General features: G+C 69.2%; 26 protein-coding genes and 1 pseudogene. 9 read left to right on the top strand and 18 right to left on the bottom strand.

Going from position 1 to position 26,761, the window contains the following annotated elements; all coding sequences use genetic code 11:
* Nucleotides 1–36: 36 nt before the first annotated feature.
* Complete coding sequence (gene ggt / locus WS89_RS28425; protein ID WP_059795388.1) at nucleotides 37–1,911, top strand: gamma-glutamyltransferase; 1,875 nt, start codon at nucleotides 37–39, stop codon at nucleotides 1,909–1,911.
* A 395-nt stretch (nucleotides 1,912–2,306) separates the two neighbouring features.
* Complete coding sequence (locus tag WS89_RS28420; protein ID WP_059795385.1) at nucleotides 2,307–4,148, top strand: YadA family autotransporter adhesin; 1,842 nt, start codon at nucleotides 2,307–2,309, stop codon at nucleotides 4,146–4,148.
* 120 nt (nucleotides 4,149–4,268) lie between these two features.
* On the opposite strand, the gene WS89_RS28415 is transcribed toward WS89_RS28420, so the two are convergent.
* From WS89_RS28415 to tauA, 3 genes are read right to left on the bottom strand one after another with little or no spacing between them, the layout of a single operon-like run.
* Nucleotides 4,269–5,246: an ABC transporter permease subunit gene (locus tag WS89_RS28415; RefSeq protein ID WP_059795382.1), complete on the bottom strand. Its 978-nt coding sequence runs from the start codon at nucleotides 5,244–5,246 to the stop codon at nucleotides 4,269–4,271.
* Nucleotides 5,246–6,046, bottom strand: a complete 801-nt coding sequence (locus WS89_RS28410; protein WP_059795380.1) for a taurine ABC transporter ATP-binding protein — start codon at nucleotides 6,044–6,046, stop codon at nucleotides 5,246–5,248. The genes WS89_RS28415 and WS89_RS28410 overlap by 1 nt, the downstream gene beginning before the upstream one ends.
* Before the next feature lie 40 nt (nucleotides 6,047–6,086).
* Nucleotides 6,087–7,103, bottom strand: coding sequence for a taurine ABC transporter substrate-binding protein (tauA, locus tag WS89_RS28405; RefSeq protein WP_059506527.1), 1,017 nt, complete (start codon nucleotides 7,101–7,103; stop codon nucleotides 6,087–6,089).
* A 277-nt stretch (nucleotides 7,104–7,380) separates the two neighbouring features.
* Here tauA and WS89_RS28400 point away from each other — a divergent pair, with 277 nt between their 5' ends.
* Nucleotides 7,381–7,833: a hypothetical protein gene (locus WS89_RS28400; RefSeq protein ID WP_257128255.1), complete on the top strand. Its 453-nt coding sequence runs from the start codon at nucleotides 7,381–7,383 to the stop codon at nucleotides 7,831–7,833.
* Nucleotides 7,834–7,917: 84 nt separating this feature from the next.
* Here WS89_RS28400 and lipA read toward each other — a convergent pair whose 3' ends face one another.
* The 3 genes from lipA to WS89_RS28385 form a co-directional block, all read right to left on the bottom strand.
* On the bottom strand, nucleotides 7,918–8,910 hold the full coding sequence (lipA, locus tag WS89_RS28395) for a lipoyl synthase (RefSeq protein ID WP_006499067.1): 993 nt from the start codon (nucleotides 8,908–8,910) through the stop codon (nucleotides 7,918–7,920).
* A complete protein-coding gene (gene lipB, locus WS89_RS28390; RefSeq protein WP_059795377.1) occupies nucleotides 8,903–9,649 on the bottom strand; it encodes a lipoyl(octanoyl) transferase LipB in 747 nt (248 codons plus the stop codon). Before lipB ends, lipA begins: the two co-directional genes overlap by 8 nt.
* 84 nt (nucleotides 9,650–9,733) lie before the next feature.
* Nucleotides 9,734–10,060, bottom strand: coding sequence for a DUF2917 domain-containing protein (locus WS89_RS28385; RefSeq protein WP_059795533.1), 327 nt, complete (start codon nucleotides 10,058–10,060; stop codon nucleotides 9,734–9,736).
* A 102-nt stretch (nucleotides 10,061–10,162) separates the two neighbouring features.
* Here WS89_RS28385 and WS89_RS28380 point away from each other — a divergent pair, with 102 nt between their 5' ends.
* Nucleotides 10,163–11,152 (top strand): transcriptional regulator GcvA, encoded by a 990-nt coding sequence (locus tag WS89_RS28380; RefSeq protein WP_059506522.1) that lies wholly within the window; start codon nucleotides 10,163–10,165, stop codon nucleotides 11,150–11,152.
* A gap of 21 nt (nucleotides 11,153–11,173) precedes the next feature.
* On the opposite strand, the gene WS89_RS28375 is transcribed toward WS89_RS28380, so the two are convergent.
* The 10 genes from WS89_RS28375 to WS89_RS28330 all read right to left on the bottom strand — a co-directional run bounded on the left by WS89_RS28375 (nucleotide 11,174) and on the right by WS89_RS28330 (nucleotide 20,251).
* Entirely contained in the window at nucleotides 11,174–11,482 is a 309-nt protein-coding gene (locus tag WS89_RS28375) for an HP0495 family protein (RefSeq protein ID WP_011546305.1), read from the bottom strand.
* A complete protein-coding gene (locus WS89_RS28370; RefSeq protein ID WP_059506520.1) occupies nucleotides 11,482–12,408 on the bottom strand; it encodes a D-amino acid aminotransferase in 927 nt (308 codons plus the stop codon). Before WS89_RS28370 ends, WS89_RS28375 begins: the two co-directional genes overlap by 1 nt.
* A 48-nt stretch (nucleotides 12,409–12,456) precedes the next feature.
* On the bottom strand, nucleotides 12,457–13,767 hold the full coding sequence (locus WS89_RS28365; protein ID WP_059506518.1) for a D-alanyl-D-alanine carboxypeptidase family protein: 1,311 nt from the start codon (nucleotides 13,765–13,767) through the stop codon (nucleotides 12,457–12,459).
* 537 nt (nucleotides 13,768–14,304) lie between these two features.
* The gene (locus tag WS89_RS28360; RefSeq protein ID WP_059506516.1) at nucleotides 14,305–14,949 is read right to left on the bottom strand and encodes an alpha/beta hydrolase; all 645 of its coding nucleotides are present in this window, start codon (nucleotides 14,947–14,949) and stop codon (nucleotides 14,305–14,307) included.
* A gap of 13 nt (nucleotides 14,950–14,962) precedes the next feature.
* Entirely contained in the window at nucleotides 14,963–15,280 is a 318-nt protein-coding gene (locus WS89_RS28355; protein WP_034208488.1) for a (2Fe-2S) ferredoxin domain-containing protein, read from the bottom strand.
* A gap of 155 nt (nucleotides 15,281–15,435) precedes the next feature.
* Nucleotides 15,436–16,587, bottom strand: coding sequence for a VanZ family protein (locus tag WS89_RS28350; RefSeq protein WP_059506513.1), 1,152 nt, complete (start codon nucleotides 16,585–16,587; stop codon nucleotides 15,436–15,438).
* 19 nt (nucleotides 16,588–16,606) lie between these two features.
* Nucleotides 16,607–17,230, bottom strand: coding sequence for an ABC-type transport auxiliary lipoprotein family protein (locus WS89_RS28345; protein ID WP_059795532.1), 624 nt, complete (start codon nucleotides 17,228–17,230; stop codon nucleotides 16,607–16,609).
* 38 nt (nucleotides 17,231–17,268) lie between these two features.
* The gene (locus WS89_RS28340) at nucleotides 17,269–18,198 is read right to left on the bottom strand and encodes an MlaD family protein (RefSeq protein WP_059506512.1); all 930 of its coding nucleotides are present in this window, start codon (nucleotides 18,196–18,198) and stop codon (nucleotides 17,269–17,271) included.
* Nucleotides 18,199–18,215: 17 nt separating this feature from the next.
* Entirely contained in the window at nucleotides 18,216–19,130 is a 915-nt protein-coding gene (locus WS89_RS28335) for an ABC transporter ATP-binding protein (RefSeq protein WP_059795374.1), read from the bottom strand.
* Nucleotides 19,127–20,251, bottom strand: coding sequence for an MlaE family ABC transporter permease (locus WS89_RS28330; RefSeq protein WP_059795530.1), 1,125 nt, complete (start codon nucleotides 20,249–20,251; stop codon nucleotides 19,127–19,129). The genes WS89_RS28335 and WS89_RS28330 overlap by 4 nt, the downstream gene beginning before the upstream one ends.
* 298 nt (nucleotides 20,252–20,549) lie before the next feature.
* Here WS89_RS28330 and WS89_RS28325 point away from each other — a divergent pair, with 298 nt between their 5' ends.
* The 5 genes from WS89_RS28325 (at nucleotide 20,550) to WS89_RS28305 (ending at nucleotide 25,957) form a co-directional block, all read left to right on the top strand.
* Nucleotides 20,550–22,619: a bifunctional 2',3'-cyclic-nucleotide 2'-phosphodiesterase/3'-nucleotidase gene (locus WS89_RS28325; RefSeq protein ID WP_059795371.1), complete on the top strand. Its 2,070-nt coding sequence runs from the start codon at nucleotides 20,550–20,552 to the stop codon at nucleotides 22,617–22,619.
* Nucleotides 22,620–22,627: 8 nt separating this feature from the next.
* On the top strand, nucleotides 22,628–23,473 hold the full coding sequence (locus WS89_RS28320) for a tetratricopeptide repeat protein (protein ID WP_059795368.1): 846 nt from the start codon (nucleotides 22,628–22,630) through the stop codon (nucleotides 23,471–23,473).
* 321 nt (nucleotides 23,474–23,794) lie between these two features.
* Nucleotides 23,795–24,715, top strand: a complete 921-nt coding sequence (locus WS89_RS28315) for a biotin--[acetyl-CoA-carboxylase] ligase (protein WP_059795365.1) — start codon at nucleotides 23,795–23,797, stop codon at nucleotides 24,713–24,715.
* Entirely contained in the window at nucleotides 24,712–25,512 is an 801-nt protein-coding gene (locus WS89_RS28310; protein ID WP_059506499.1) for a type III pantothenate kinase, read from the top strand. The genes WS89_RS28315 and WS89_RS28310 overlap by 4 nt, the downstream gene beginning before the upstream one ends.
* A gap of 202 nt (nucleotides 25,513–25,714) precedes the next feature.
* Nucleotides 25,715–25,957: a hypothetical protein gene (locus WS89_RS28305; protein WP_059795361.1), complete on the top strand. Its 243-nt coding sequence runs from the start codon at nucleotides 25,715–25,717 to the stop codon at nucleotides 25,955–25,957.
* Between the two features lie 16 nt (nucleotides 25,958–25,973).
* On the opposite strand, the gene rfaE2 is transcribed toward WS89_RS28305, so the two are convergent.
* Nucleotides 25,974–26,459 (bottom strand): D-glycero-beta-D-manno-heptose 1-phosphate adenylyltransferase, encoded by a 486-nt coding sequence (gene rfaE2, locus WS89_RS28300; RefSeq protein ID WP_059506495.1) that lies wholly within the window; start codon nucleotides 26,457–26,459, stop codon nucleotides 25,974–25,976.
* Nucleotides 26,460–26,620: 161 nt separating this feature from the next.
* Nucleotides 26,621–26,761 (bottom strand): annotated as a pseudogene (locus tag WS89_RS34035) (ferritin-like domain-containing protein); the annotation flags it as partial.

Below are 26,761 nucleotides of genomic sequence, written 5' to 3'. Positions count from 1 at the left end.
GCCGTCTCCTTCGAATTCACTGCTGCCGAGGGTTCAATGTTCGACCGGATTCGTCCGCATTCGCGTCCCTGGACGCTGCTCGCCGCCGTCGCGCTCGTCGCGCTCGACGCCGGCTGCACGTCCCCGTCCGCGCCGTCGGGCGCCGTCGTCCCGGTTGCCGCCGCGTCGGGCACGGCCGTCCCGCTGCCCGGCGTTCACGCGCCCGAACTGTCGTCCGGCTGGACCGACAAGTCGGGCTGGACCTCGCAGCACTTCATGATCGCGGCCGCGAACCCGCTCGCCACGCAGGCCGGCTACGACATGCTGAAGGCCGGCGGCACCGCGATCGACGCGGCCATCGCGACGCAGATGGTGCTCGCGCTGGTCGAGCCGCAATCGTCGGGCATCGGCGGCGGCGCGTTCATGCTGTACTTCGACGGCAAGACGACGCAGGCGTACGACGGCCGCGAAACCGCGCCGGCCGCCGCGACCGAGCGCCTCTTCTACGGGCCGACCGGCCAGCCGATGGGCTTCTACGAAGGTGTCGTCGGCGGGCGCTCGGTCGGCACGCCGGGCGTGCTGCGCATGCTCGACGCCGCGCACCGCGCGCACGGCAAGCTGCCGTGGCGTCGGCTGTTCCAGCCGGCCATCCGGCTCGCCGAGCGCGGCTTCACGATCAGCCCGCGGCTCGCGATGCTGATCGCGAACGACAAGTACCTGCACGACGACCCGGCCGCCCGCGCGTACTTCTACAATGCGGACGGCACGCCGAAGGCTGCCGGCACGGTACTGAAGAATCCCGCCCTCGCGACCGTGCTGCGCCAGGTCGCCGACCGCGGCGCGAACGCGTTCTACAGCGGCGCGATCGCGCGCGACATCGTCACGAAGGTGCGCAAGCACCCGACCAACCCGGGGCTGCTGTCGCTGCAGGATCTCGCGCGCTACAAGGCGAAGGTGCGTGCGCCGCTGTGCGCCGACTATCGGCGCTCGGTGGTCTGCGGGATGCCGCCGCCATCGTCGGGCGGCCTCGCGATCGCGCAGATGCTCGGCATTCTCGAGGCGATGCCCGACTGGCAGCAGATCGGCGCGCAGAAGCCGGTGCGCACCGAGCTCGGCTACGAGCCGACGCCGTTCGCCGCCCATCTGTTCAGCGAAGCCGGGCGTCTCGCGTACGCGGACCGCGCGCGCTACGTGGCCGATCCCGATTTCGTGCCGCTGCCGGGCGGCAACTGGGCGAGCCTCACCGACAAGACCTATCTCGCGCAGCGCGCGCGGCTGATCGGCGACAACAGCATGGGGGTCGCACAGGCCGGCACGCCCCAGGGCGCGACGCTCGCGACGGCCGACGACCGCAGCGCCGAATTGCCGTCGACGTCCGACATCGCGATCGTCGACCGCTACGGCCAGGCGCTGTCGATGACGACCAGCATCGAGGACGCGTTCGGCTCGCGGCTGATGGTGCGCGGCTTCATGCTGAACAACCAGCTCACCGACTTCTCGTTCGCGTCGACCGACAACGGCCGGCCGATCGCGAACCGCGTGCAGCCCGGCAAGCGGCCGCGCTCGGCGATGTCGCCGGAACTCGTGTTCGACAAGAAGACGAAGCAGGTGACGATGATCGTCGGCTCGGCCGGCGGCCCCGCGATCATCAATCACGTCGCGAAGACGCTGGTCGGCGTGCTCGACTGGGGGATGACGATGCAGCAGGCGATCGCGCTGCCGAACTTCGGGTCGATGAACGGGCCGACGCAACTCGAACGTGGGCGTGTATCGGACGCGCTCGTCGACGGGCTGAAGGGCCGCGGGCACGACGTGCAGATCGTCGAGATGAACTCGGGGCTGCAGGGAATCCAGCGGCTGAACGTGCAGGGGCAGACGGTGTGGTTCGGCGGGGCGGATCCGCGCAGGGAAGGAGTGGCGATGGGGGAATGAGGCCGGTAACGCATGCGCGATCGTTGCGCATCGAACTGACGGCCCTCCCCTCCTCCACCGACGCATTGCGCCATGAATGCGACGACGCGCCTTCCGGACGTCGTCGCCGTTTCCCGGCTATGTGGCCCCCCACCCGTCGCTCCCCTCATCGCATCGCGACATCGAACCGCCGCGCGATCGCGCACCCATAGCGTGTCCTATCCGCGCTAAATCACTTTCGTAACTGTCTGATCGACGACGCCTGCGTCCGTCCGTATAGTCGCTCGCTCAGTCCGGGCCCACGCGATAGCGGTCCGCCACCCGCGGCAACGACGCTGCGCCCCGCGCCTTTCGACGAAGCCGCACATGGATCCCGGGCTGCATCGAACATCTCATCGATCAGGATTACGAATAATATGTCACGCACATCCGCTGCAGATTCCCGTACCGCTCGGATCCGCTCGCATGCTTGCCCCGAACGGCAACGCGCGCCCTCCGCCCGCCTGCCGGCACTCGCCGTCGCCGTCGCCATCGCCGCGCTCGCACCGTACTACGTCCATGCGACCGAAAACGATCTGGTTCAGCACTACCTGACGATCAAGGACGGCGCCGGCGGCGAGCCGACCGCGTCCGGAGCCGGGTCGATCGCGATCGGACCTGGCGCAAAGGCGAATGGCGAGACGGGCGAGGACTACTCGGCGCTCGCGATCGGCGCACATGCCACCGCCGATGGGCGCGCCACCGTGGCCGTCGGCGAAGCCGCCCATATCCAGGGCGACCGCTCGAGCGCGGTCGGCGTGTCGTCGTACGTCACGGGCGATCGTTCGAGCGCGTTCGGTTCGTCATCGCGAGTCGAAGCCGTGCGCGGCGTGGCGCTCGGCGCGGACTCCAAGGTCACCGCCAACGGTGCGGTCGCGCTCGGCCAAGGTAGTGTCGCCGACCGCACGAATACCGTGTCGATCGGCACGGCGGGCACCCAGCGCCAGCTCGTCAACCTCGGCGCCGGCACCCGCGACACCGACGCTACCAACCTGTCGCAGCTGAAACCCGTCGTCGCCGCGCTCGGCGGCGATGCGACCGTCGACGCGAACGGAACCGTGCGCGGCCCGACCTACACGGTCGACGGACAATCGTTCGACAACGTCGGCGGTGCACTGACCCAGCTCGACGGACGCGTCACGACGATCGACGGACGTGTCGCCACCGTCGAAAACAACGTGACGTCGATCCGCAACGACGTCACCGATCTCGGCACGCGGCTCGACAACGGCACGGCCGGCCTCGTCCGGCAGGATCCGGCGAGTCTCGCGATCTCGATCGGCGCCGGCAAGGGCGGCACGTCGGTGAGCGTCGCCGGCACGGACGGCACGCGCACGCTGACCGGCCTGTCGAACGGCATCGGCGACACCGATGCCGTGACGGTCGCGCAGCTCAAGGCGACCGGGCTGATCGATCCGAACGGCAAGGCGCTCGGCGCGATCGTGTACGACGACCTGAAGCTGGATCGCGCTACGCTCGGCGGCGTCGGCGGCACCTTGCTCGACAACGTCAAGGCAGGCGCCATCGCGGCGAACAGCATGCAGGCCGTGAACGGCGGGCAGCTCTTCTCGATGCAGCAGCAATTCGAAACTCGCCTGGAATCGCTCGACACGCGCATCAACAACATCGAGCAGGTCGGCCCCGGCACCAGGCCGCCGATCGGCGAGCAGGGCGGCCAGTTGGCGCAGCTGGGCGACGGCTCCGGCGCGACCGGCTCGAACTCGATGGCGCTCGGCCAGAATTCGAGCGCATCCGGCAACGGCAGTCTCGCGCTCGGCAACAACGCGACCGCATCGGGCCAGAATTCGGTTGCACTCGGCAACGGCTCCGTCGCCGATCGCGACAACACGGTGTCCGTCGGCGCGCCGGGGCAGGAGCGGCAGATCACCCACGTGGCGCCCGGCACTGCCCCGACCGATGCCGTGAACGTCCAGCAACTGAACGACCACATCGGCAGCGTTCGATCCGACATGGATCACTATCGACGTGACGCAAGCGGCGGCATCGCATCCGCCGTCGCGATCGCGAACCTGCCGCAGGCGTCGCTGGCGGGCGAAAGCATGGTCTCGGTCGCTGGCGGCACCTACAGCGGGCAATCGGCCGTCGCGTTCGGCGTGTCGACCGCCACCCGCAACGGGCGCTGGGTGGTCAAGGCGTCCGGGTCGACCAATACCCGCGGCACGGTCGCGGTCGGCGCCGGCGCCGGCTATCGCTGGTAAGGCGCGCCACGGCGGCACCCTCCGCTTCAAACGGCAGGGGGCCGGGTTCGATCGACACGCACCCCGGCCCCTCGTCTTCTCGACGCGGGCGCCAACCGGCGTCCGTGCAGCCTGTACGGCCTACCCTCGCCCCTTCCACGGCACCACCCGCCGCTCGACCCACCGCATCGCCAGATCGAACAGCCACGCGATGGCGCCGATGATCAGGATCCCCATCACGACGATGTCGGTGCGCAGGAAGCTCGATGCGTTGAGCACCATCTGCCCGAGCCCGGCCGTCGCGGCGACCATCTCGGCCGCGACGAGCGTCGTCCACCCGAACCCGATCGCGATCCGCAGCCCGGTGAGAATTTCCGGCAGCGCAGCCGGCAACACGACGTGCCGCACGATCTGCGCGAAGCTGCCGCCGAGCGAGTACGCGGCGTTGATCTGCTCGACCGTCGCCGCGCGCACGCCGGCGCGTGCGGCCATCGCGATCGGCGCGAAGCATGCGAGGAAGATCACGACGAGCTTCGCCGTCTCGTCGATGCCGAACCAGATCACGACGAGCGGCAGATACGCAAGCGGCGGCAGCGGCCGGTAGAACTCCAGCAGCGGATCCAGCACGCCGCGTGCGATGCGGCTCACGCCCATCAGGATGCCGGCCGGCACACCGATCGCGGTGGCAAGCGCGAACGCACCGAACACGCGGGCAGCGCTCCACAACAGATGGTCGGACAACGGCAGGCCGCCCTGGATACGGCCGTGCCACGCGTCGACGAACGCCGCCCACACCGCTTCCGGCGCGGGCAGGAACAGCGGCGGCAGCCACTGCAGATGCGTCGCGACCCACCACAGCACGGCCAGCGCCGCGATCGTCGCCGCGCTCAGCGCGGCCGTCTTCCCCTGCCCGGGCAAGCGATAGCGGCCCGACGAACGACGCGCACGCACAGCACGCGCCGCAGCCTCGGCCCGCGTCGTGCGACCGTCGTCCGGCTCGAAATCCGCGGCCGTTCGGTCGGCCACCCACGAATCCTGCGTGCTCATGGTGTCCTGCCTGTGCAATGTACTGATCCGGCCACGCCCGACGGACGCACCCTGCCTCGCGAACTCGTGCATCACGCGATCTCGGCGACTACCGGCTCGTCGCGATGCAGATACGCGATCAGCCGCTCGCGCCATCCGATGAATTCCGGCGACGACTTCACCGCACGTGCATCGCGCGTTTCGACGTAGCGGCGCGCGAACGGCAATTCGAAGGTTTCCGCGATCCGGCCGGGGCCGGGCGTCATCACGACGAGACGCGTCGCGAGAAAGAGCGCCTCCTCGACGTCGTGCGTGATGAAGAACACCGTCTTGCCGGTCCGCGCCCACACGTCGAGCACGAGCGCCTGCATCGTGCCGCGCGTCATCGCGTCGAGCGCGCCCATCGGCTCGTCCATCAGCAGCACGCGCGGATCGCTCGCGAGCGCGCGCGCGATGCCGACGCGCTGTTGCATCCCGCCCGACAGTTCGTACACGCGCGCGTGCGCATGGCGCTCGAGGCCGACGAGCGCGAGCATCTCCGCCGCGCGCGCTTCGCGTTCGGCCTTCGACACGCGTGCGAAGCGCAACCCGAGCGCGACGTTGTCGAGCACGTCGAGCCATGGCAACAACGCGTATTTCTGGAACACGACGCCGCGATCGGCGCCGGGGCCCGTGATCGGCACGCCGTCGACGGATACGTCGCCCGTCGTCGGTGCGACGAAGCCGGCCATGCAGTTCAGCAGCGTCGTCTTTCCACAGCCGGACGCACCGAGCGCGACGACGAATTCACCGGCATCGATGCGCAGGTCGACGCGCGCGAGCGCCTGCGTCGTCGGCCTGCCGCGCTCGCCCGGATAGGCGACCGATACCTGGCGGACTTCCAGCGTACTCATGATCGAAGGGCTCCGCGATGAATGGGCCGAATGACCGCGCTCAGCGCGCGGCCTTCTGCACGAACTGCGGATCGACGCCCGCCGAATAGTCGGCGAGCACCGTCTGGATCGTGCCTTGCGATTTGAGGAACGCGGCCGTGGCCGCGAGCGACTTCGCGGCGCCCGACTGCGCGCCGCCGCCGAGCCACGTCGGCGAAGCCTGCTCGGCCGCCGTCGGGAATGCGTAGAGCGCGAGGCTCGCGGGCACATCTGCCGCGTTCGCGCCCGACACCTTCGCCACCGCCGCGACCTGCGGCGAGCCGACCTTCCACGCCGCGGCATGCGCGCGGTAGTCGGCGTCGGCGGCCGCGAGCACCTTCACGAAGCGCGTGACGAATTCGGGATTCTCGCGCGCGAACTTGCGGCTCACGACGAAGCCGTCGAAGGTCGACTTGCCGCTTTCCTTCGCAACTTGGCCCGACGTCGTCAGCACCGTGCCCGACTGCTTGACCTTCGCGAGCACCGGATCCCAGATATAGGTCGCGTCGATGTCGCCGCGCGTCCACGCGGCCGCGACTTCGGGCGGACGCAGGTTGACGATCTTCACGTCGTTCGGATTCACGCCCGCGGCCTGTAGCGCGACGAGCGTATGGAAGTGCGACGTCGACACGAACGGCACGCCGATCTTCTTGCCCTTGAGTGCGGCGACGCTGGTCACGCCCGAGCCGTTGCGCGCGACGAGCGCCTCGGCGTCGTTGATGTTGTCGAGCACCCAGAACAGCGAGATGTCGAGCCCCTGCGACAGGCCGGCCGCGATCGGGCTCGAACCGGCTTCGCCGAGCTGCACGGAGCCCGACGCGAGCGCGCGGATCACGTCGGCGCCACTGTCGAGCTTGCGGAACGTGACCTTGTAGCCGGTCGCCTTTTCGACTTCACCGCTCGCCTGCGCGTAGCGCCACGGCACGACCATGTCCTGGTACGCGATCACGACTTCGCGCGATTCGGCATGCGCCGCGCCGAGCGCGGCAAAGGCGGTCAGCGCGACGGCGGCGCGGCGGATGAAGCTGAAACGGGACATGCGGCTCTCCTTCGGAATGCGGGTGTTGCAAGCGGAGAGCCGACTTTACGAGCTTTGCGCGCGGCGGGAGCGAACTTATCGTGCGAAGCTATCGATGCCGTTTCAGCTTTGCTTTTCATGCTTTATTGCATGTGATCGTCGATTGAGCGGCGATCGGTGCGTGGGATGCGCGGTCGCAGTATCGCCAGCGTTCGCGCTCGACAACTTTCATACGGATCCCATATCGGGCCGCCGACGTAAACGCTAGTGTCTCGGATCGAGCGAAGAGTCGTGCGGCATGCGCACCATGAAACCCAGTCGGAAAAAGGATGGCGAGCCTATGGAACCTCGATACACTCTTTGCCAGATGCGAGCGGTATGGATCGACGCCTATCTCAATGGCGACGTCGATCAATTGGCCTTCGTCGAGTCGCCCCACTTTTTCGTGAAGCGGGGAACCGGGATACTGACCAAATCCCAGCAATTAGCGCATCTACGACGACACTCGCCGGAACACACCGGGCGCCGCTTCAGTTGGCAAGCGCACGGCGAAATGACGGAATTCGCCGAAAGCCGGCAGTGGGCATCGATCCGCGGATCCGGTTCGATGCGGTGTGACGGGACAATCGTGAGCGCTATTGACTTTGTGGAGCTATGGCTCGTGCAAGACGAGCGATGGCAGATCGCAGCACTTTGCTACGACGAACGCGAAAACGGCGGCGGAGTCGTGGCAGGCCGACCGGATCGGTAATCGCGATCCGATCGAAGCAACAACAAGAGAGCGCAAAAAAACCCGCAGAGCGGGTTCTTTTGCGGGATCAGGCGTCGGGAACGCTCAGACCACCCCCGCCCCATGCGCCTGCAGATCGGCGTGATAGCTCGACCGCACCATCGCGCCGACGGCCGCGTGCGTGAAGCCCATCTTGTACGCCTCTTCCTCGTACATCTTGAACGTGTCCGGATGCACGTACGCGCGCACCGGCAGGTGGTGCTCGGACGGCTGCAGGTACTGGCCGATCGTCAGCATGTCGACGTCGTGCGCGCGCAGGTCGCGCATCACCTGCAGGATTTCCTCTTCCGTTTCGCCGAGGCCGACCATCAGCCCCGACTTCGTCGCGACGTCCGGATGCAGCGCCTTGAAGTCCTTCAGCAGCTTCAGCGAGTGCGCGTAGTCCGAGCCCGGGCGCGCTTCCTTGTACAGGCGCGGCACCGTTTCGAGGTTGTGGTTCATCACGTCGGGCGGCGCCGCGTTCAGGATCGAAATCGCACGGTCGAGACGGCCGCGGAAGTCCGGCGTCAGGATCTCGATGCGCGTGTCGGGCGACTGCTCGCGCACCTCGCGGATGCACTCGACGAAGTGGGCGGCGCCGCCGTCGCGCAGGTCGTCGCGGTCGACGCTCGTGATCACCACGTACTTGAGCTTGAGCGCGGCGATCGTGCGTGCGAGGTTCTTCGGCTCATCCGCGTCGAGCGGATCGGGGCGGCCGTGGCCGACGTCGCAGAACGGGCAGCGGCGCGTGCACTTGTCGCCCATGATCATGAACGTCGCGGTGCCCTTGCCGAAGCATTCGCCGATGTTCGGGCAGCTCGCTTCCTCGCACACGGTGTGCAGGTTGTGCTCGCGCAGGATCGTCTTGATCTCGTTGAAACGCGAGCTGCCGGTGGCCGCCTTCACGCGGATCCATTCGGGCTTCTTCAGCTTTTCGATCGGAATGACCTTGATCGGGATGCGCGCCGTCTTCGCCTGCGCCTTCTGCTTGGCGGTCGGATCGTAGGCCGGGGTCGCGGCCGTATCGGCCGGTGCGGGAGAAGCGGTAACGTCAGTCATTCGATTGTTCCAGTGCGTGCGGCTTGTCGGCGGCCGCGGATGCGCCGTCGAGGTTGGCGATCAGACGGCCCACCAGCGTGTGGGCGACGTCGTTCCAGTCGGCGGCAACCTCGAGGCTCGCCATGTCGACGGTTTCCAGTCCGGCATAGCCGCACGGATTGATCGCAAGAAACGGGCGCAGATCCATCTTCACGTTCAGGCTCAGCCCGTGATAGCTGCAGCCGTTGCGGATCTTCAGGCCGAGGGCCGCGATCTTCGCGCCTTCGTGCACGCCGGATGCCACGTAGATGCCCGGCGCGCCCGCCTTGCGGACCGAAGCGAGATTATACGCCGCGAGGGTGTCGATCACGGCCTGCTCGATCTTCGTCACGAGCGTGCGCACCATCAGCTTGCGCCGGCGCAGATCCAGCAGCAGGTAGACGACGATCTGGCCGGGGCCGTGGTAGGTGATTTGCCCGCCGCGGTCGACCTTCACGAGCGGCACGCCGCTGTCGGCCACCAGCAGGTGCGCCGGGTCGCCGGCCTGGCCGAGCGTGTAGACGGGCGGATGCTCGACCACCCAGATCTCGTCGCCGGTGTCGGCCGTGCGCGTGTCGGTGAACGCGCGCATCGCGTCGAAGCTCGTCTCGTAGGCCTCGCGGCCCCGCCACCGCACGGTGACCGGCTGAGCCGGGGCGCCGGCGGGCGATGCGGAAACGGCGACAGGCGTGGACACGATGGAAACCGGCGAAACGGACATGGGCGGTAGTTTACCGAAAACCCGTGGGTCTCGCCGGCCTTGGGTGGGGGACGGATCGCCGGTATCCGTCGGACGAAACGACGGTCAGACGGTGCGCCAGCCGTCGTGGACCAATGCAGCGACGCGCTCGCGCAACCGGGCCAGCCCGCCGAGCGCGACTTCCCGCGGCGGCCGCGACACCGAGAACGCGACGCGCGCGCCTTCCCGGCTTTCCGCGCTGAGCCACAGCCGCTCGCCGCGGCGCAGCTTGAGCGTCTCGCCATCGACCAGGAAGTAATCGTCGACGTCGTTGCTGCGCGTCGCCCAGACCGGCCCGCACTGGACGATCAGTCGCGTGCTGCGTTGCACCTTCATCGGCACGGTCTCGCCCACGGGAATTTCAAACGTGATGCTTGAAGAGATTTCTTGCATGATCGACTCCGCCAATAAGTGCTTCGATGGCTACAATCGTAGTCACTCGAAGGCGCCCGACCAAACGACCAATTTTCACGTCGATGTGAGGAAAATTAGCAAATGGACCTCCGCCAGCTCCCGGCGCTGAACGCGATTCGCGCGTTCGAAGCCGCCGCCCGCCACGAGAACTTCTCGCGCGCCGCCGACGAGCTGTTCGTCACGCACGGCGCGGTCAGCCATCAGGTGCGCGCGCTCGAGGAAGAGCTCGGCGTGCAGCTGTTCACGCGCAACGGCAAGCGGCTGTGCCTGACCGACGCCGGCATGCGCTACGCGCAGCAGATCCGCACCGCGCTGATGGTGATCGCCGATGCGACGCGCGACGTGCGCGCGAGCGACCGCGACCGGCGGCTGGTGGTGTCGATGCTGTCGTCGTTCGCCGCGCGCTTCATCACGCCGCGCATCGGCACGTTCATCGAGCGGCATCCGGAAATCGACGTCGAGCTGCAGTCGACCAACTCGCTCACCGATTTCGCGCGCGACGACGTCGATCTCGCGATCCGCTTCGGCTTCGGCAGCTATCCGGGGCTTCACGTGGAGCCGCTGTTCGAGGAGGTGTTCTTTCCCGCGTGCGCGCCGACACTGAACGGCGGCAAGCTGCCGCAGACGCCCGCCGATCTCGTGAACTACCCGCTGCTGCGCTCGGACGACGAGCTGTGGCGGCCATGGTTCGACGCGGCCGGGCTCGACACGCTGACCGAACCGAAACGGGGCATTCTGTACCAGGATTCGTCGAACCTGCTGCTCGCGGCGATCGAGGGCCAGGGGATCGCGCTGGTGCGCCGCTCGCTCGCGGTGCACGACCTGCTCGACGGGCGCATCGTGCGCCTGTTCGACATCGACGGGCCGAGCCCGTGGCACTATTTTTTCGTGTGTCCGCCGCCGCTCTTGAACACGCCGCGCGTGCAGGCGTTCCGGACCTGGCTGTTCGAGGAAGTCGCCGAATACAAGCGGCTGTGCGACGAGCTGGACGCGCGGCGCGCGGCGGGGAAATGCCCTGCCGAGTGCGCGCTGGAGGGCGGATGGAAAGGGATCAGCGGCCGTTTGCGCTGATCCCCGGCCGCAGAACGGGCCTTAAAGTACGACCTTGACCATCGGATGGCCGGTCAGCGCGCGGTAGATGTTGTCGAGCTGCTCCTGGCTCGTCGCGCGCACGGTGATCGTGAGGCCCGTGTAATTGCCGCCGCTCGACGCGCGCTCCTCGATCTTCTCGACGTCGATCTCGTTGTCGTGAACGGCCACGACCTTGAAGATCGTGTCCTTGAATTCGGGGTGCGCCTTGCCCATGATCTTGATCGGGAAATCGCACGGAAACTCCAGCAGCGACTCCTTCCGGGTTTCGATCGCGCCGGTGACCTCGACGGTTTTGGTCGGTTCGCTCATCATTTTCTCCGGGTTAGGTCAAACTGTTCAAACTCGCGCGCCTTCGCACGCTGGTACGCGTCATACAGCGCCGCGAACACGGGGCCCGGCTTGCCGCCCTGCACGGGCAGATCGTCGAGCGACGTGACGGGCAGGATTTCCTTGGTGGCCGACGTGATCATGATTTCGTCGGCCGAACGCAGCTCGACCTCGCTGATCTCGCGCGCGACGAACCGGATCCCGCATTCGTCGGCCAGTTGCTCGACCAGCGCGTAGCGGATCCCTTCGAGGATCTTGTTGCTGCGCGGCGGCGCGAACAGCTCGCCGTTCTTCACGATCCACACGTTCGACGACGAGCCTTCGGTCACGTTTTCGTCGCGCAGCTGGATCGTCTCGAACGCGTCGCGTTCGGCCGCATGCTGCGCCATCAATACGTTGCCGAGCAGCGAGATCGACTTGATGTCGCAATGCAGCCAGCGGCGATCCTCGGCCGTCACGCAGCGCACACCCTTCGCACGCTCTTCTTCCGACGGCAGGCGCAGCGGGCTCGTCATCGCGAACACCGTCGGCACCGCGTTCGCCGGGAATGCGTGACCGCGCTTCGCGACGCCGCGCGTCACCTGCAGGTAGACGAGCGCGTTGCCGTCGCCGAGGCCTTCGGCGTTCGCCGCGACCACCCGCTCGATCAGCGCGCGCCAACCGGCCGCATCGTGCGGGTTGTCGATGCCGATCTTCTTCAGGCTGCGCGCGAGCCGGTCCAGATGCTGTTCGATCCGGAACGGCACGTGCGCGCCGTCGTGCGCATACACGGGGACGACTTCATACACGCCGTCGCCGAAGATGAACCCGCGGTCGAGCACCGGCACACGGGCTTCGGACAGCGGCACCAGTTCCTCCTGCGACGAGACGCTGAGGTAGACGATCGGTTCGAATTCGGCTTGGCTCATGGCTATGACAGATGGGGATGAAGTCGTGAAAACAAAGGCCCGTCGCGCTTACTTCTTCTTGCTGAACATCAGCAGGATCGAGTCCCAGATACGTCCGAAGATACCCGCTTCCGGCACGGCCTGCAGCGCGACGACCGGGAATTCGGACAGCGTCTTGCCGTCGGCGACGATCTTCACGGTGCCGACCTGCTGGCCTTGCGCGAGCGGCGCGATCAGCGGCGCGTTGACGTCGACTTCGGTCTTGACCTTGTCGCCGAGGCCGCGCGGCACGGTCGCCCACTGGTCGGCGCTCACGCCGACCTGCACGGTGTTCTCCTTGCCCTTGTAGAGGCGCGGCGTCGCGATCGCCTGGCCGCCCTTGAACAGGCGCACCGAATCGAACGCGCTGTAGCCGTAGTTCAGCATCTTCATGCTGTCCTGCGTACGGTCGCTTTCCTTCTGCTCGCCCATCATCACCGACACGAGGCGGCGCTGGCCGTCGACACCCGGGATCGCGCGCTTGGCCGACGCGATCAGGCAAAAGCCGGCCGCCTGCGTATGGCCCGTCTTCAGGCCGTCGACCGTCGGGTCGAGCCACAGCAGCCTGTTGCGGTTGCCCTGGCGGATGTTGTTGTACTTGAATTCCTTCTCCGAGAAGATGCCGTAGTACTGCGGAAAATCGCGGATCAGGTGCGCGGACAGCTTCGCGAGGTCGCCGGCCGTCGTGTAGTGGTTCGGGTCGGGCATGCCGTTCACGTCGGCGAAGTGCGTGCCCTTCATGCCGAGGCGCGCGGCCTCGTCGTTCATCATCGTGACGAACTGGCCTTCGCTGCCGCCGACGAGTTCGGCCAGCGCGATCGCGGCATCGTTGCCCGACTGGATGATCATCCCGTACACGAGGTCATGCACGGACACCGGCTTGTTCGCCTCGATGAACATGCGCGACTCGTCGCGGCCGACGCGGCGCACCGCGTCGCTCGGCGTGACGATCTGCTCCATCGAGATCTTCTTCTTGTCGAGCGCCTCGAACACGAGGTACGCCGTCATCAGCTTCGTCAGCGACGCCGGCTCGACGCGTTCGTCCGCATTGCCCGATGCGAGCACCGTGTTGCTCGTCGCGTCGACGAGCACCCACGAGCGCGCGTTCACGCCCGGCGGCGGCACCGCGCCCGGCATGTAGGTCGCGGGCGCGCCGGTGGACTGCTCGGCGGCCGGCGCCGCATGCGCGGCCTTGGCCTTGGCGGCCGGCTTCGCCTCGGCGACGACGATGGTCGATGCGAGCGCGACGGGCAGCATCACGCCGAGCGCAACGTTGCGCGCGGCGGTGGCGAAGGCGATGGAGGAAGCGAGGGACTTGAGGCCTTGGGAAGACAGACGCATGATCGATTCAGGCTGATGGCAGAAAGTGCGGTGCGAAACGCGCAGGGTTGAACGGCAAGGCGGCGGGCGTTTCGGGCACTCGCCCGACACCGTCGGGCGACGCGAAACGCGCCGGTTGGACTCATGCGGACGCGTTCGGTTCGCGGCCGTCGCGAGCGGGCGGACAGGCGGCGAAACGAGCGCCGCATGGGCCCAGCCGGGCCGCGGGCAACGCGGAATGCGGCCATTATACGTGGCCGCGAACGGCGTTTTCGCGAACCTGCCGCCGAACGCCCGCATACCGGCTGCGCGCGCATCGCGCGGCGACGCATCGGGCACGCTTGCTCGACGCCGCACGAGAGACGGGCGCGGGCGGCGTGCAACGCGCGTTGCGCCGGCGTGCGGCAGCCGGGTTGCGGCGCGGCGTCGCGTGAAGTGTCGGGAAGGGTCGCGCATCATCCGGCCGGGCGCCGGTGCGCGGCACGGGCCCCGGCGCTTACGCCGGCGCCCGCATGCAGGCTGGCGCCTGTTCACGCTGATAACGGGCTAGCGCTGGCCCTAGCGCCACGCGTCGACGATGATGCGCTTCAGCACGTGCAGCTTGCGATGGAGGAAATGCTCGGCGCCGGGGATCACGACGACCGGCAGCTCCTGCGGCCGCGCCCAGTCGTACACCGACGCGATCGGCACCGTGTCGTCGGTTTCGCCATGGATCACGAGCGTGTTCTCGGGCACGTCGGCCACCTGCCAGCGGCTCGCGGCCGTGCCGACGAACACCATCCGCTCGATCGTCTCGCCCGCGTCGCGCAGCCGCTTCGCGACGTGCGACAGCACGAAGGTGCCGAACGAGAAGCCCGCGAGCACGAGCGGCAGGTCCGCATACGCGGGCTGCGCGCGCATGTGCGCGAGCACCGCGAGCAGGTCGTCGGCCTCGCCGGCGCCGTTGTCGTGCACGCCTTCGGTCGCGCCGACGCCACGGAAGTTCGACCGGTAGACGACGTAGTTCAGTTGCACGAGCGTGCGCGCGAGCGTCTGCGCGACCTTGTTGTCCATCGTGCCGCCGAACAACGGATGCGGATGCGCGACGAGCGCGATGCCGCGCGGCGCGGCGCCGCCTTCGCGCACGGCGTCGGGCAGGTCGACCGCGATTTCGATCTGGCCGATCGGGCCCGCGATCAGCGATTTCTGCGTATGAACGTTCATTCGGCCGGCCCGCTCAGATCTTCAGGCGCTCGACGACCTTGCCGTCGCGCAGGTGCGACTCGACGATCTCGTCGATGTCGGCCCGATCGACGTACGTGTACCACGTGCCTTCCGGATACACGACCATCACCGGCCCTTCCTCGCAGCGGTCGAGGCAGCCGGCCTTGTTGATGCGGACCTTGCCGGGCCCCGCGAGACCGAGTTCCTTCACGCGCTTTTTCGCGTATTCCTGCATGGTCTGCGCGTCGCATTGCGCGCAGCTCGGGCGTTCGGCGCCCGGTTCGCGCTGGTTCAGGCAGAAGAAGACGTGGTGCTGATAGTAGGAATCCATGATGGTGACGAGCGGCCCGGCGCAAGGCCGTGCGGAAAGAAGGGCGATGAATTGCCGTTACGCGAAGCGGCAACGGAGGATGCGGACGATTATAGCGACCGGCGCACGCGGCTGCCCGCGGCGCGACCGCCGCCGCACGGGCCCGGGCTGCCGCGTCAGCGGCGCAGCGCGGCCGGCAGCCACGCGTGCTCGACGCGCTGGCCGAGCCAGATCAGCGCCGCGTAGGGCCAGATCCATGCGAGCCAACGCGCGATGCTGTTGAAGTGCACGTAGCGGCCCTGCCGCCACCCCGACAGCGTGAAGTCGAAGAACGGATTGACCGGCAGCAGGTTCACGAGCGCGACGCCGGCCAGCAGCGCGAGCGCCGCGAGCATCGCGCGCCACGTCGCCGGCACGCGCAATGCGACGAGCGCCGCCGCGAAACCCAGCTCGATGCCGAGCCGCGCGCCGGGCGTCGCCCACACGACGACGAGGCCGGTGGCCGACTGCATGAACGTCGCGGCCGCCTTCAGCACGAGCGTGGCGACCACCAGCGCGACCAGCAGCCGGATGCGCGGCGCGCGCGGGCGCATCGCGAGCGACGCGATCGCCAGCGCGGGGAACAGCATCAGCCCGCCGAGCACGGCTTCCCACGCGGAATCCGACAACCAGCCGTCGACCCGCTCGGGCCATTCGCTGACGTGCCACGCGGCCGGCAGCCATGCGAGCAGCGCGTCCTGCATCGACGCGTCGGCGCGCTCCCACAGCGCGGCCGGCCAGTCGCCGATGCCGAACAGGAACGGCGACGGAAACACGATCGCGAACGGCCACAGCGCGGCGAGCAGCAGCGGCGTCGACCCGTCGGCCTCCAGCCATGCGAGGCGCAGCCGGCGCAGCACGCCGCGGTCGAGCAGCGCGCCGGCGACCGGCGCAGCAAGCGCCGCGCCCAGCAGCGCGCCGAGCGCGTTGGCGCCGAGATCGAGATTCGACGCGACGCGCGTCGGCAAGTAGGTCTGCAGTGCTTCCATCGTCCCCGACAGCAGCACGCCGAGCACGCTCGCGATCAGCGTCGCGGCCACGCCGCGCCAGCGCGGGTGCAGCGCGAGCACGCCGAGTGCGCCGAACGGCAGATAACCGAGCACGTTCGTGACCACGTCGAACGCCGTCACGTAGCGCTGCATCGGCGCGAACAGGTAATCGAACGGGCCGATGCCGAGCGACGCCCAGCCTTCGAACGGATACAGCGACGCATAGACGATCAGCGCCGCGTAGGCGGCAAACGCCTGCCGCGCGAGCGGCGACGCGCGATGCGTGCCGGGCGCGCTCATCGCGGCTGCCCGCCGGGCGTCACGGCGTGCCCGCGTACGCCTGCACGCCGACCCACGCGGCGATCTGCGACACGAGTTCGTCGCTGGCCGCCGCGAGCGCGCGCGCGCCGCCGGCCGCGTCGGGCGTGCTCGACGGCGCGCGCGCGACGAACGTGCGCTGGCCGAGCACCTTGCCGTCGAGCATCAGCGTCGCGCGCGCGGTCACCGCACCGTGGCTTTGCGACTGCCCGTCGAAGACCTGTTCGAATTCGCTCAGGTCGACCTTGAGGGTCGGCGCGCGCACGCCGTCGGCCCCTTCGAGCACCGTGCCGCGCGACGACAGCGCGCCGCGCAGCCGTTGCGTGAGCAACTGCGCGGGCGGCGCGGTCCAGCGGCTGTCGCGATAGACGGCCACGTGCTGCGCATCGGCGTACGCGAGGCGGTACGCGAACTTGTCCGTATCGAGTGCGTCGGGCGCAGCGACGTCGAGCACCTTCAGCGCGGGGCCCGCCCCGGCGGTCGCCACCGACGACACGGGCCCGAGGTCGTAGCGGATGTTCGACAGCACCGCGTCGTTGCCGGCGCAGCCGGCCGCCAGCGCGAGCGTCAGCACGGCAAGCGCGGCCGCGGCCGGACGCAGCGCGCGGTCAAGGATTCGTGGCATGGCGTATTCCTGCATGATGTTTCCGGTTTCGATGAACGTCATTGCCCGGCCGTCGCGCCAGGCCAGACGAAGCCCGCTTCGCCGGGCCCCGGCGCCGCGCCGGGCGACCCGAACAACAGACTGCGCGGGTTGCGGCCGAGTTCGCCGGCGACGTCCTTCAATTGCCGCGACGCGTCGCCGACGCTGTCGGCCAGCGCATTGAAGCGCGGCAGCGTGTCGTACTGCACGCGCGCGTTGAGCCCGTTCAGCGCGACGCCGACCTGCTCGGCGGCCGTGCCGGCCTTGTTCAGGTTCGACACGAGCGGCCCGTTCGGCTGCAGCAGCGTGTTCGCCGACGCCATCGCGCGATTCACCTCGTGCATCGTCTCCGGCAGCGCGGTGACCGCCGGGCCGAGCTGCTTCGTCAGCGTCGCGGCGCCGTCGGCCGCGTGCTGCAGGCTTTCGGCGGTCGCGCGCAACTGCTCGCGCATCTCGGGCGACATCAGCGCGTTCGCGCTCTTCGCGGCCAGTTCGAGTTGCCTCAGCAGCACGTCGCCGCGCTCCTGGATCTGGTCGAACAGGCTCGGCCGCATCGGGATCTGCGCGATCGACTTCGGCGACGACGGCAGCGGCGACAGATCGCGCCCCGTATCCTCGAGCTGCACGAACGCGATGCCCGTCACGCCCTGGAAGCCGAGGCTGCCGTAGGTCGACTGCGTGATCGGCGCGTCGTGATCGACGAGGATGCGGATCCGGATCTGACCCGGATGCGTGCGATCGAAGCCGATCGACTGCACCTTGCCGACGTCGAGGCCGCGAAAGCGCACGGCCGCGTCCGGGAACAGCCCCGTCACGTTGGTGCGCGCGAGCAGGTCGTACGGCACGCGCACGGTGCGGTCGACGTTGAACCAGAACACGGTGCCCGCGATCGCGAGCGTCAGCGCGATCGTGAACAGGCCGGCCCAGAACGCATGTGATTTGTTTTCCATTCGCGGGTTCCTTGCTTCTACAGCTCGACGCTCGACAGCGCCGGTTCGAGGGCCGCCTTCGGCAGCTTCGCGCGCCGCTCGGGCGGCAGCGCCTGCAACGCGCGGCGCCCGCGCAGCCCCAGGAAATATTCGTGGATGAACGGATGGTCGACGTTCGCGGCCTCCTCGACGGGCGCGGCGACCAGCACCTTGCGGTCGGCCAGCACCGCGACGCGCGTCGACAGCGCGACCATCGTATCGAGGTCGTGCGTCACCATCACGACGGTCAGCCCGAGCGTGCGGTGCAGCGTCGCGATCAGCTCGACGAATTCGTCGGAGGCCTGCGGATCGAGGCCGGCCGTCGGCTCGTCGAGGAACAGCAGCTCGGGCTCCAGCGCGATCGCGCGCGCGATGCCGACCCGCTTCACCATCCCGCCCGACAGCGCGGCCGGCATCTTCGACGCGTGCTTGCACGGCAGCCCGACCATCTCGAGCTTCAGCATCACGATGTCGTGCAGCAGGTCCGGCGGCACGCGGCCGAGCTCGCGCAGCGGCTGCGCGACGTTGTCGAACACCGTCATCGACGAGAACAGCGCGCCCTGCTGGAACAGCATCCCCGAACGCGTGCGCATCATCCGCGCGCTCGCGTCGTCGATCGTCGCCGTATCCTCGCCGAACACCTTGATCGTGCCCGACGTCGGCCGTTCGAGGCCGAGGATCTGGCGCACGAGAGTCGTCTTGCCGGAGCCCGAGCCGCCGACGATCGACACGATCTCGCCGCGCCGCACGTCGAAGTCGAGCTTCTGGTGAACGATGTTGCGCCCGTAGCGCTTGGTCAAGTTGCGCACCTCGATCACGAGATCGCCGGCATCGGCGGTCGCGTCCGGCCGGGGGCCGACCGCCCCGGCGCCGATCGCCGCGGCATGCGCGGTCGTTTCGTTCGATGCGTTCATCCGAGCCCCACGTTCTGGAACAGGATCGCGAACACCGCGTCGGCGAGGATCACGACCGTGATCGACGACACCACCGACGTGGTCGTGCCTTCGCCGAGGCTCTGCGAGTTCGCCTTGATCCGGAAGCCGAAATGGCACGCGACCAGCGCGATCAGCATGCCGAACACGACGCCCTTGCCGACGCCGATGTACAGGTTCGCGATCGGCACGACGCCCGGCAGCGAGCGCACGAAATAGTTGATGTCGATGCCGAGCACCAGCTTCGCGGCGAGCGCGCCGCCCGTCAGCGCGATGATGTTGGTCCACATCACGAGCAGCGGCATCGCGACGCCGAGCGCGAGCACGCGCGGCAGGATCAGCCGCAGCCCGTGCGGGATGCCCATCACGCGCATCGCGTCGAGCTCCTCGGTCACGCGCATCACGCCGATCTGCGCGGTGATCGCCGAGCCCGAGCGGCCCGCGACGAGAATCGCCGACAGCACGGGGCCGAGCTCGCGGATCACCGACAGCCCGAGAATGTTCACGATGTAGCGGTTCGCCCCGAACATCTGCAACTGCTGCGCGGACAGGTAGCTGAGCACGATGCCGATCAGGAAAGCGACGAGCGCGGTGATCGGCAGCGCCTGTGCGCCGGCGCTGTAGATGTTCGCGGAGGTTTCCCGCCACGGCATCGTCCGCGGGCGGCGCAGCACCGACAGCGCATCGAGGATCACGAGGCCGAACATCGCGATGCCGCCCTGCAGGTGTTCGCCGAACGAGAAGATCGCCTGGCCGAGCCGCGTGACGGGATCGAACCGCACGATGCGCTCGGGCGCCTCGCGCTGGCTGTCGAGCCGCTCGATGCGCTCGAAGATCGTGCGCTGCGTGGCACTCAGCGCGACGCCGGCCGGCAGCTTGCGGCCCCACACGCGCCACAGCGCCTGGCCGCCGACGTGATCGAGCCGCTCGATGCCGGACAGATCCCATTCGCTCACGCGCCCGGCGGCGATGCTCGCGATGCGGCGCGCCACGGCGCCGCGGTTGCGCGCGAGCGACAGCGCAGTCCACTGGCCGGTCAGGCGCACCGTCTGGCCCTGGCCGCCGGCGTCGACCGACAGGCCGGGAGGAGTCTCGAAGTCCAAGGGCAGGTTGTTTGCAAAAGGATGACAGCGGCCATTGTAGCGAACCGTCCGACGCCGCGACGTGAGGATTTCCGGCGCGGCGTCGGCGGCGCGGTGCGCAGCCGGGAGCATGGCGCCGGCCGGGACCGGCCCGAAGCCGCCGCCGGCCGCGGCCCGCTGCCGGCATCGCAACCTTTCATTGTTCCGTCACGTTTCCTTTCGATACTCTCACGCGCCGCACCTCAGGCCGTCGGCGCACCGCGCCGCCATTCGTGCGTACCTCGCGCTTCATAAAACAGAACACCGAACAGGACAACCGATGCGTCTCCCCCCGCTTTCCCGCCGCCACGTACCGGCCGCCGCCGCGCTCGCCAGCCTCGCCTTCGCCCTCACCGGCTGCGGCGGCGACGACGTCACCGCCACGCCGCCGTCGCAGCCCGAGGCCCAGGCGCCCGTCGGCACGACGGCCACGCTCGCGCTGCTCGAGACGACCGACCTGCACACCAACGTGCTGTCGTACGACTATTTCAAGCTCGCCGCCGACAATTCGCTCGGCTTCGAGCGCGTGTCGACGCTGATCGCGCAGGCGCGCAAGCAGTACCCGAACACGCTGCTGCTCGACAACGGCGACACGATCCAGGGCACCGCGCTGTCGGACTACCAGGCGCTCGTGAAGCCGGTGGGCTGCGACCAGACGCTCGCGATCTACAAGGTGATGAACGCCGCGAAATTCGACGGCGGCGGGATCGGCAACCACGAGTTCAACTACGGGCTGCCGTACCTGTCGCAGGTGACCGGCAACACGTTCGAGGTCGACGGCCTGCCGGCGCCGGCCCAGCAGAAGAAGTGCGCGGGCCCGAACTTCCCGCAGGTGCTCGCGAACGTGATCAGCGCGAAGACCAACGCGCCGCTGTTCACGCCGTACACGATCCTCACGCGCACGGTGACGGCCACGACGCCGGACGGCAAGACGGTCAGCGCGCCCGTGAAGATCGGCATCATCGGCTTCACGCCGCCCGCGATCATGAACTGGGACAAGCGCTGGCTCGACGGCAAGGTCTATACGACCGGGCTGAAGGAGGCGGCCGAGAAGTACATTCCGGAAATGCGCGCGAAGGGCGCCGATCTCGTCGTCGCGATCTCGCACGGCGGTCTCGACAATGCCGCGTACTCGCCGACGATGGAAAACGGCAGCTGGTGGCTGTCGAAGGTGCCCGGCATCGACGCGATGCTGATCGGCCACTCGCACCAGGTGTTCCCGGACGCGAACAGCACGGTGTCGCAGTTCAACCTGCCGGGCGTCGACAAGGTCAAGGGCACCGTCAACGGCGTGCCGACCGTGATGGCCAACTACTGGGGCAAGCATCTCGGCGTGATCAAGCTCGGCCTGAAGTTCGACGGCAAGACGTGGGCCGTCGACAAGTCGCAGACGACCGTCGAGGCGCGGCCGATCCAGAACGCCGACAAGAGCTACGTCGCCGCCGACCCGTCGGTCTCCGCCGCGATCGCGGCCGAGCACCAGGCGACGATCGACTACGTGAAGACGCCGATCGGCTCGACCGACTACCGGATGAACTCGTACTTCGCGGACGTCGGCGATCCGGGCGCGATCCAGATCGTCAACGAGGCGCAGGCCGACTACGTGAAGACCTACGTGCAGGCGAACCTGCCGCAATACGCGTCGCTGCCGGTGCTGTCGGTCAGCGCGCCGTTCAAGAGCGGCTTCGGCGGCGGCACCGACTACACCGACGTCGCGCCGGGCGCGCTCGCGATCAACAACGCCGCCGACCTGTACCTGTATCCGAACACCGTGTACGCGGTGAAGGTGAGCGGCGCCGACGTGAAGAACTGGCTCGAGACCGCCGCGAAGCGCTTCAATACGATCGACCCGACGAAGGCGACCGTGCAGCCGCTCGTCAGCACCTTCCCCGGCTACAACTTCGACATGTTCACGTCGGCCGATCTCGCCTATGAAATCGACGTCACGCAGCCGGTCGGCAGCCGCATCCGGAACCTGACGTACAAGGGGGCGCCGATCGACCCGAATGCGCAGTTCATCGTCGCGACCAACAACTACCGTGCGAGCGGCGGCGGCAACTTCCCGGGCCTCGACGGCAGCAAGACGATCTTCGCGTCGCCCGACGCGAACCGCGACGTGCTGATCGCGTTCATCAAGAAGCGCGGCGCGATCACGCGTGCGGCCGACGGCGCGCAGCGCAGCTGGCGCTTCACGAAGCTCGCGAGCTCGGTCGCGCACGTGCGGTTCGCGTCCGCGCCGAACCGCCTCGGCGACGCGACGGCGGCCGGCCTGACCGGCATCACGCAGGTCGCGGCCGACGACGGCTCGGGCAAGAACCTCGCGACCTACGAGATCGACCTCACGCAATGAGACACGCGATGCAACCGATCCGGACGATGCGGCCTGCCGAAACCGGCTTCGCCGCTGCCGCGCGGCGCATGCTGCGCGCGAAGCTCCCGCCCGCCGCGCTGCTCGCGGCGGCGGCCGTGACCGTCGCGGCCGTCGTCGCGGCGACCGGCCTGCGCGGCGCCGGCCCCGCGCCGAGCGCCGCGCAACTCGACGAATGGCAGGCGATGGTCGCGCAGGCGACCGAGCCGCATGCGCTGGCCCAGTTGCGCACGCTCGCACGGCGCGGCTCGGCCGACGCGCAGACGGCGCTCGGCATCGCGCTCGTCGATGCGCACGAACCGGGGCTGCGCGACGAGGGGCGCGGCTGGCTGGAAACGGCCGCGGCGGCGCACGACACGGCTGACGCGCCGGCTGCACGGCGCGCGCAGCTCGCGCTCGGCAAGGCGTTGCTGCTCGGCAGCGGCGACCTGCCGAAAGACTATGTACGCGCACGCGCGCTGCTCGGCGCCGCGGCCGAACAGGGCGACCCGGCCGCCGCGTATTACCTCGGGCTGATCTACCGCAGCGGCTACGGCATCGCCGCCGACCCGGTGCAGGCCGCGCACTGGTTCGACATCGCATCGCGCGCGGACATCCCGGCCGCCGACTTCATGCTCGCGAACGCGTACCGCGACGGCAGCGGCGTGCCGCGCGACGATGCGCGCGCGCTCGCGCTGTATCGCCGGGCCGCCGAACACGAGCTGCCGGAAGCCGTGCAGACGCTCGCGATGGCCTATCGCAACGGCGAACTCGGGCTTCGGCCCGACGCGGACGAATTCCACGCGCAGTGGATCGAGACCGCGCATGCGCTGAAACACCCGGTCGTCGCGCCGTGACGGCCGTTCGGCCAGGGGGCGTGCGAGCGCGACCCGGCCGAACGGTAGTGACGTCGCATGCTTGACGCGCGCGCCGCGTATCGATATCGGTCCCGCAACCGAGTCGGCCGCGCGGCGCCGGTGGCGCACCGGCTCTCATGTCGACCGGCCAGGGCCCGGCGCCGACGGGCAAGACGCCGCTCGCCCGCGAGATGACGCCCGAATACGACATCGAGATACCGGTGCGGGCGAAGCAGCCGCACGGAGCCGTGCCATGTCGCCCCGCGGGTTGCGCTCGCGCTCCGGCGCGCGCCAACGTCCCCTGTCGCTACAATAGGCGCCATGAACGCCCCCACCTCCTCCGACACGCCCGAATCCGGCGACGCGCACATCGCGCGCAACCGGCTCGAGGCGCACCTGGACGCCGCGCCGCGCGCGTGGCCGCTCGACATCGTCGCCGCCACCGGCTCGACCAACGCCGACGTCGCAACGCGGCTCAAGGCGCTGCCGCGCAGCGCGAACGCGCTGCCCGCGCCGCTCGTGCGCGTCGCGTTCGAGCAGACGGCCGGGCGCGGCCGGCAAGGCCGCCCGTGGTTCGCGCAGCCCGGCAATGCGCTGCTGTGCTCGGTCGGCTGCATCGTGCCGCGCGCCGTCGATGCGCTCGGCGGCCTCAGCATCGCGATCGGCGTCGCGCTCGCGGAAGGGCTGGCCACGCTGCCACTCGACGCCCGCATGCGCGTTGCGCTCAAATGGCCGAACGACCTGCTGCTGACGACCGACGACAACGGCACGCCGCACATCGTCGGCAAGCTCGCCGGGATCCTGATCGAAACCGTCTGGACCACCGCCGACGCCACCGCCGTCGTGATCGGCTTCGGCATCAACGTGCGCGGCGCGGAAGCCGTCGCCGCACAGGTCGACGCGCTGCGCGCGCGCGAAGCGACGCTCGCGAGCGGGCTGCCGCCTGCCGCGCTGTCGATCGCGTGCCCATCGGCGAACCTCACCGATACGCTCGCCGCGTCGCTGAACGCGCTCACGCCCGCGCTCGCACAATTCGGCGCCGACGGCCTCGCGCCGTTCCTGCCGCGCTGGCACGCGCTGCACGCGTACGCGGGCCGCGAAGTCGTGCTGCTCGAGCAAGGCGTAGAACGCGTGCGCGGCATCGCGACGGGCATCGATGCGACCGGCCAGTTGCTGCTCGACACGCCGAGCGGCGTGCAGACGATCGCGGCCGGCGACGTGTCGCTGCGCGAAGCGCAATGAGCGAACCGCATCTGCTGATCGACGCCGGCAACAGCCGGATCAAGTGGGCGCTCGCCGACGCGCGGCGCACGCTCGTCGACACGGGCGCGTTCGGCCACACGCGCGACGGCGGCGCCGATCCCGACTGGTCGCGCCTGCCGCGTCCGCGCGGCGCATGGATCTCGAACGTCGCGGGCGCCGACGTGGCCGCGCGGATCGACGCGCTGCTCGACGCACGCTGGCCGGGCCTGCCGCGCACGACGATCCGCTCGCGGCCCGCGCAATGCGGCGTGACGAACGGCTATACGACGCCCGAACAGCTCGGCAGCGACCGGTGGGCCGGCCTGATCGGCGCGCACGCGGCGTTTCCGGGCGAGCATCTGCTGATCGCGACGTTCGGCACGGCGACGACGCTGGAAGCCCTGCGCGCGGACGGCCGCTTCACGGGCGGCCTGATCGCGCCGGGCTGGGCGCTGATGATGCGCGCGCTCGGCACGCACACCGCGCAGTTGCCGACGCTGACCACCGATATCGCCAGCGGCCTGCTCGCGTTCGCGCAGGCCGAACCGTTCCAGATCGATACGCCGCGCTCGCTGTCGGCCGGCTGCCTGTACGCGCAGGCCGGCCTGATCGAACGCGCGTGGCGCGATCTCGTCGACGCGTGGCAGGCGCCGGTACGGCTCGTGCTGGCAGGCGGCGCGGCGGACGACGTCGCGCGTGCGCTGACGGTTCCGCATACGCGGCACGACGCGCTGATCCTGTCCGGGCTCGCACTGATCGCCGCGGACACGGCCGGCCGGGCAACGGCGCGGGATTGACGCAACGGCGCCGGCATCGCAGCGGGCGCGTGGCGACGCCGGCCGAACCGAAGCGGGCCTGCGCCCCGCCGACGACGCAGTACGCGCGGCGCCGCGCCAGCGGCCCGCACGAACGGTCGACGGTAGCTACGAAAAAGCCGGCCATGCGGCCGGCTCGACTGAACGACGTGAATCACGTCGATGACGACAAGGAGTTTCGACGATGCTGCGCTGGCTGATCGCTGTTCTCTTTCTCGCCAACATGCTCGCGTTCGTGGCGGCGCGCGGCGTGTTCGGGCCGCTGCCGGCGGCCGGCCCGCGCGAACCCGGCGTGCTGGCGCGGCAGGTGCGGCCGAACGCGCTGCGCGTGACGCCGCTCATGCGGGCGACCGACCAGCCCGTCGTCGGCGACCCGATCGCGGCGCCGGCCGTCACGACCGCACCGCTCCCGGCGTCCGCCCCGTGACGACGCCGCGTCGCGCTCAGGGCCGTTGCGCGCGCACCTTTTTCAGCAACGCAGTGGTCGAGCGATCGTGCTCGAACGGAATCGCCAGCGCCCGGCCGCCCCAGCCGCGCACGAGCGCGGATTCCGGCAGCGCGTCCATGTCGTAATCGCCGCCCTTCACGAGGATGTCCGGACGGACGGCCTCGATCAGCGATACGGGCGTCTTTTCCCCGAACGTCACGACCCAGTCGACGCTTTCCAGCGCCGCCAGCAGTGCCGCGCGATCCTCTTCGCGGTTGATCGGCCGGTCGTCGCCCTTGCCGAGCATGCGCACCGACGCATCGCTGTTCACGCCGACGATCAGGCAGGCGCCAAGCGCTTTCGCATCGGCGAGATACGTGACGTGACCGCGATGCAGGATGTCGAACACGCCGTTGGTGAACACGACGGGCGACGGCAGCGACGCGCGCAGCGCGACGAGGGCATCACGGGTGATCAGCTTGCGTTCGAAGGTGGCGGACATGATGGAGATCGGACGGAATGAACGACGGCGCGCGCGACGGCGGCGCCAGATAAAAAGCCCGCCGGACCGGCCGGGCGGGCTTCATGCAACGAACGCGAAACGGTGCCGCGAGCCGGGCGCGAGCTAGACGCGACTCGCGCCGCCGCCGGCCCCCGCCGGCCTCAGGCCGGCTGCGCGGCCGACGACGGGCCGCTTTCTGCCTGCAGACGGCTGGTGACTTCCTTGCGGTAGCGGTTCAGCTCCTGCGCGGTCGCGAACGTGCGCTCGAACAGGATCGACAGGTTGTGCAGGATCCGCTCGAC

The sequence above is a fragment of the Burkholderia sp. MSMB1072 genome (assembly GCF_001524725.1).
Lineage (GTDB): Bacteria > Pseudomonadota > Gammaproteobacteria > Burkholderiales > Burkholderiaceae > Burkholderia.
This window is presented reverse-complemented; position numbering and strand designations above follow the sequence as displayed.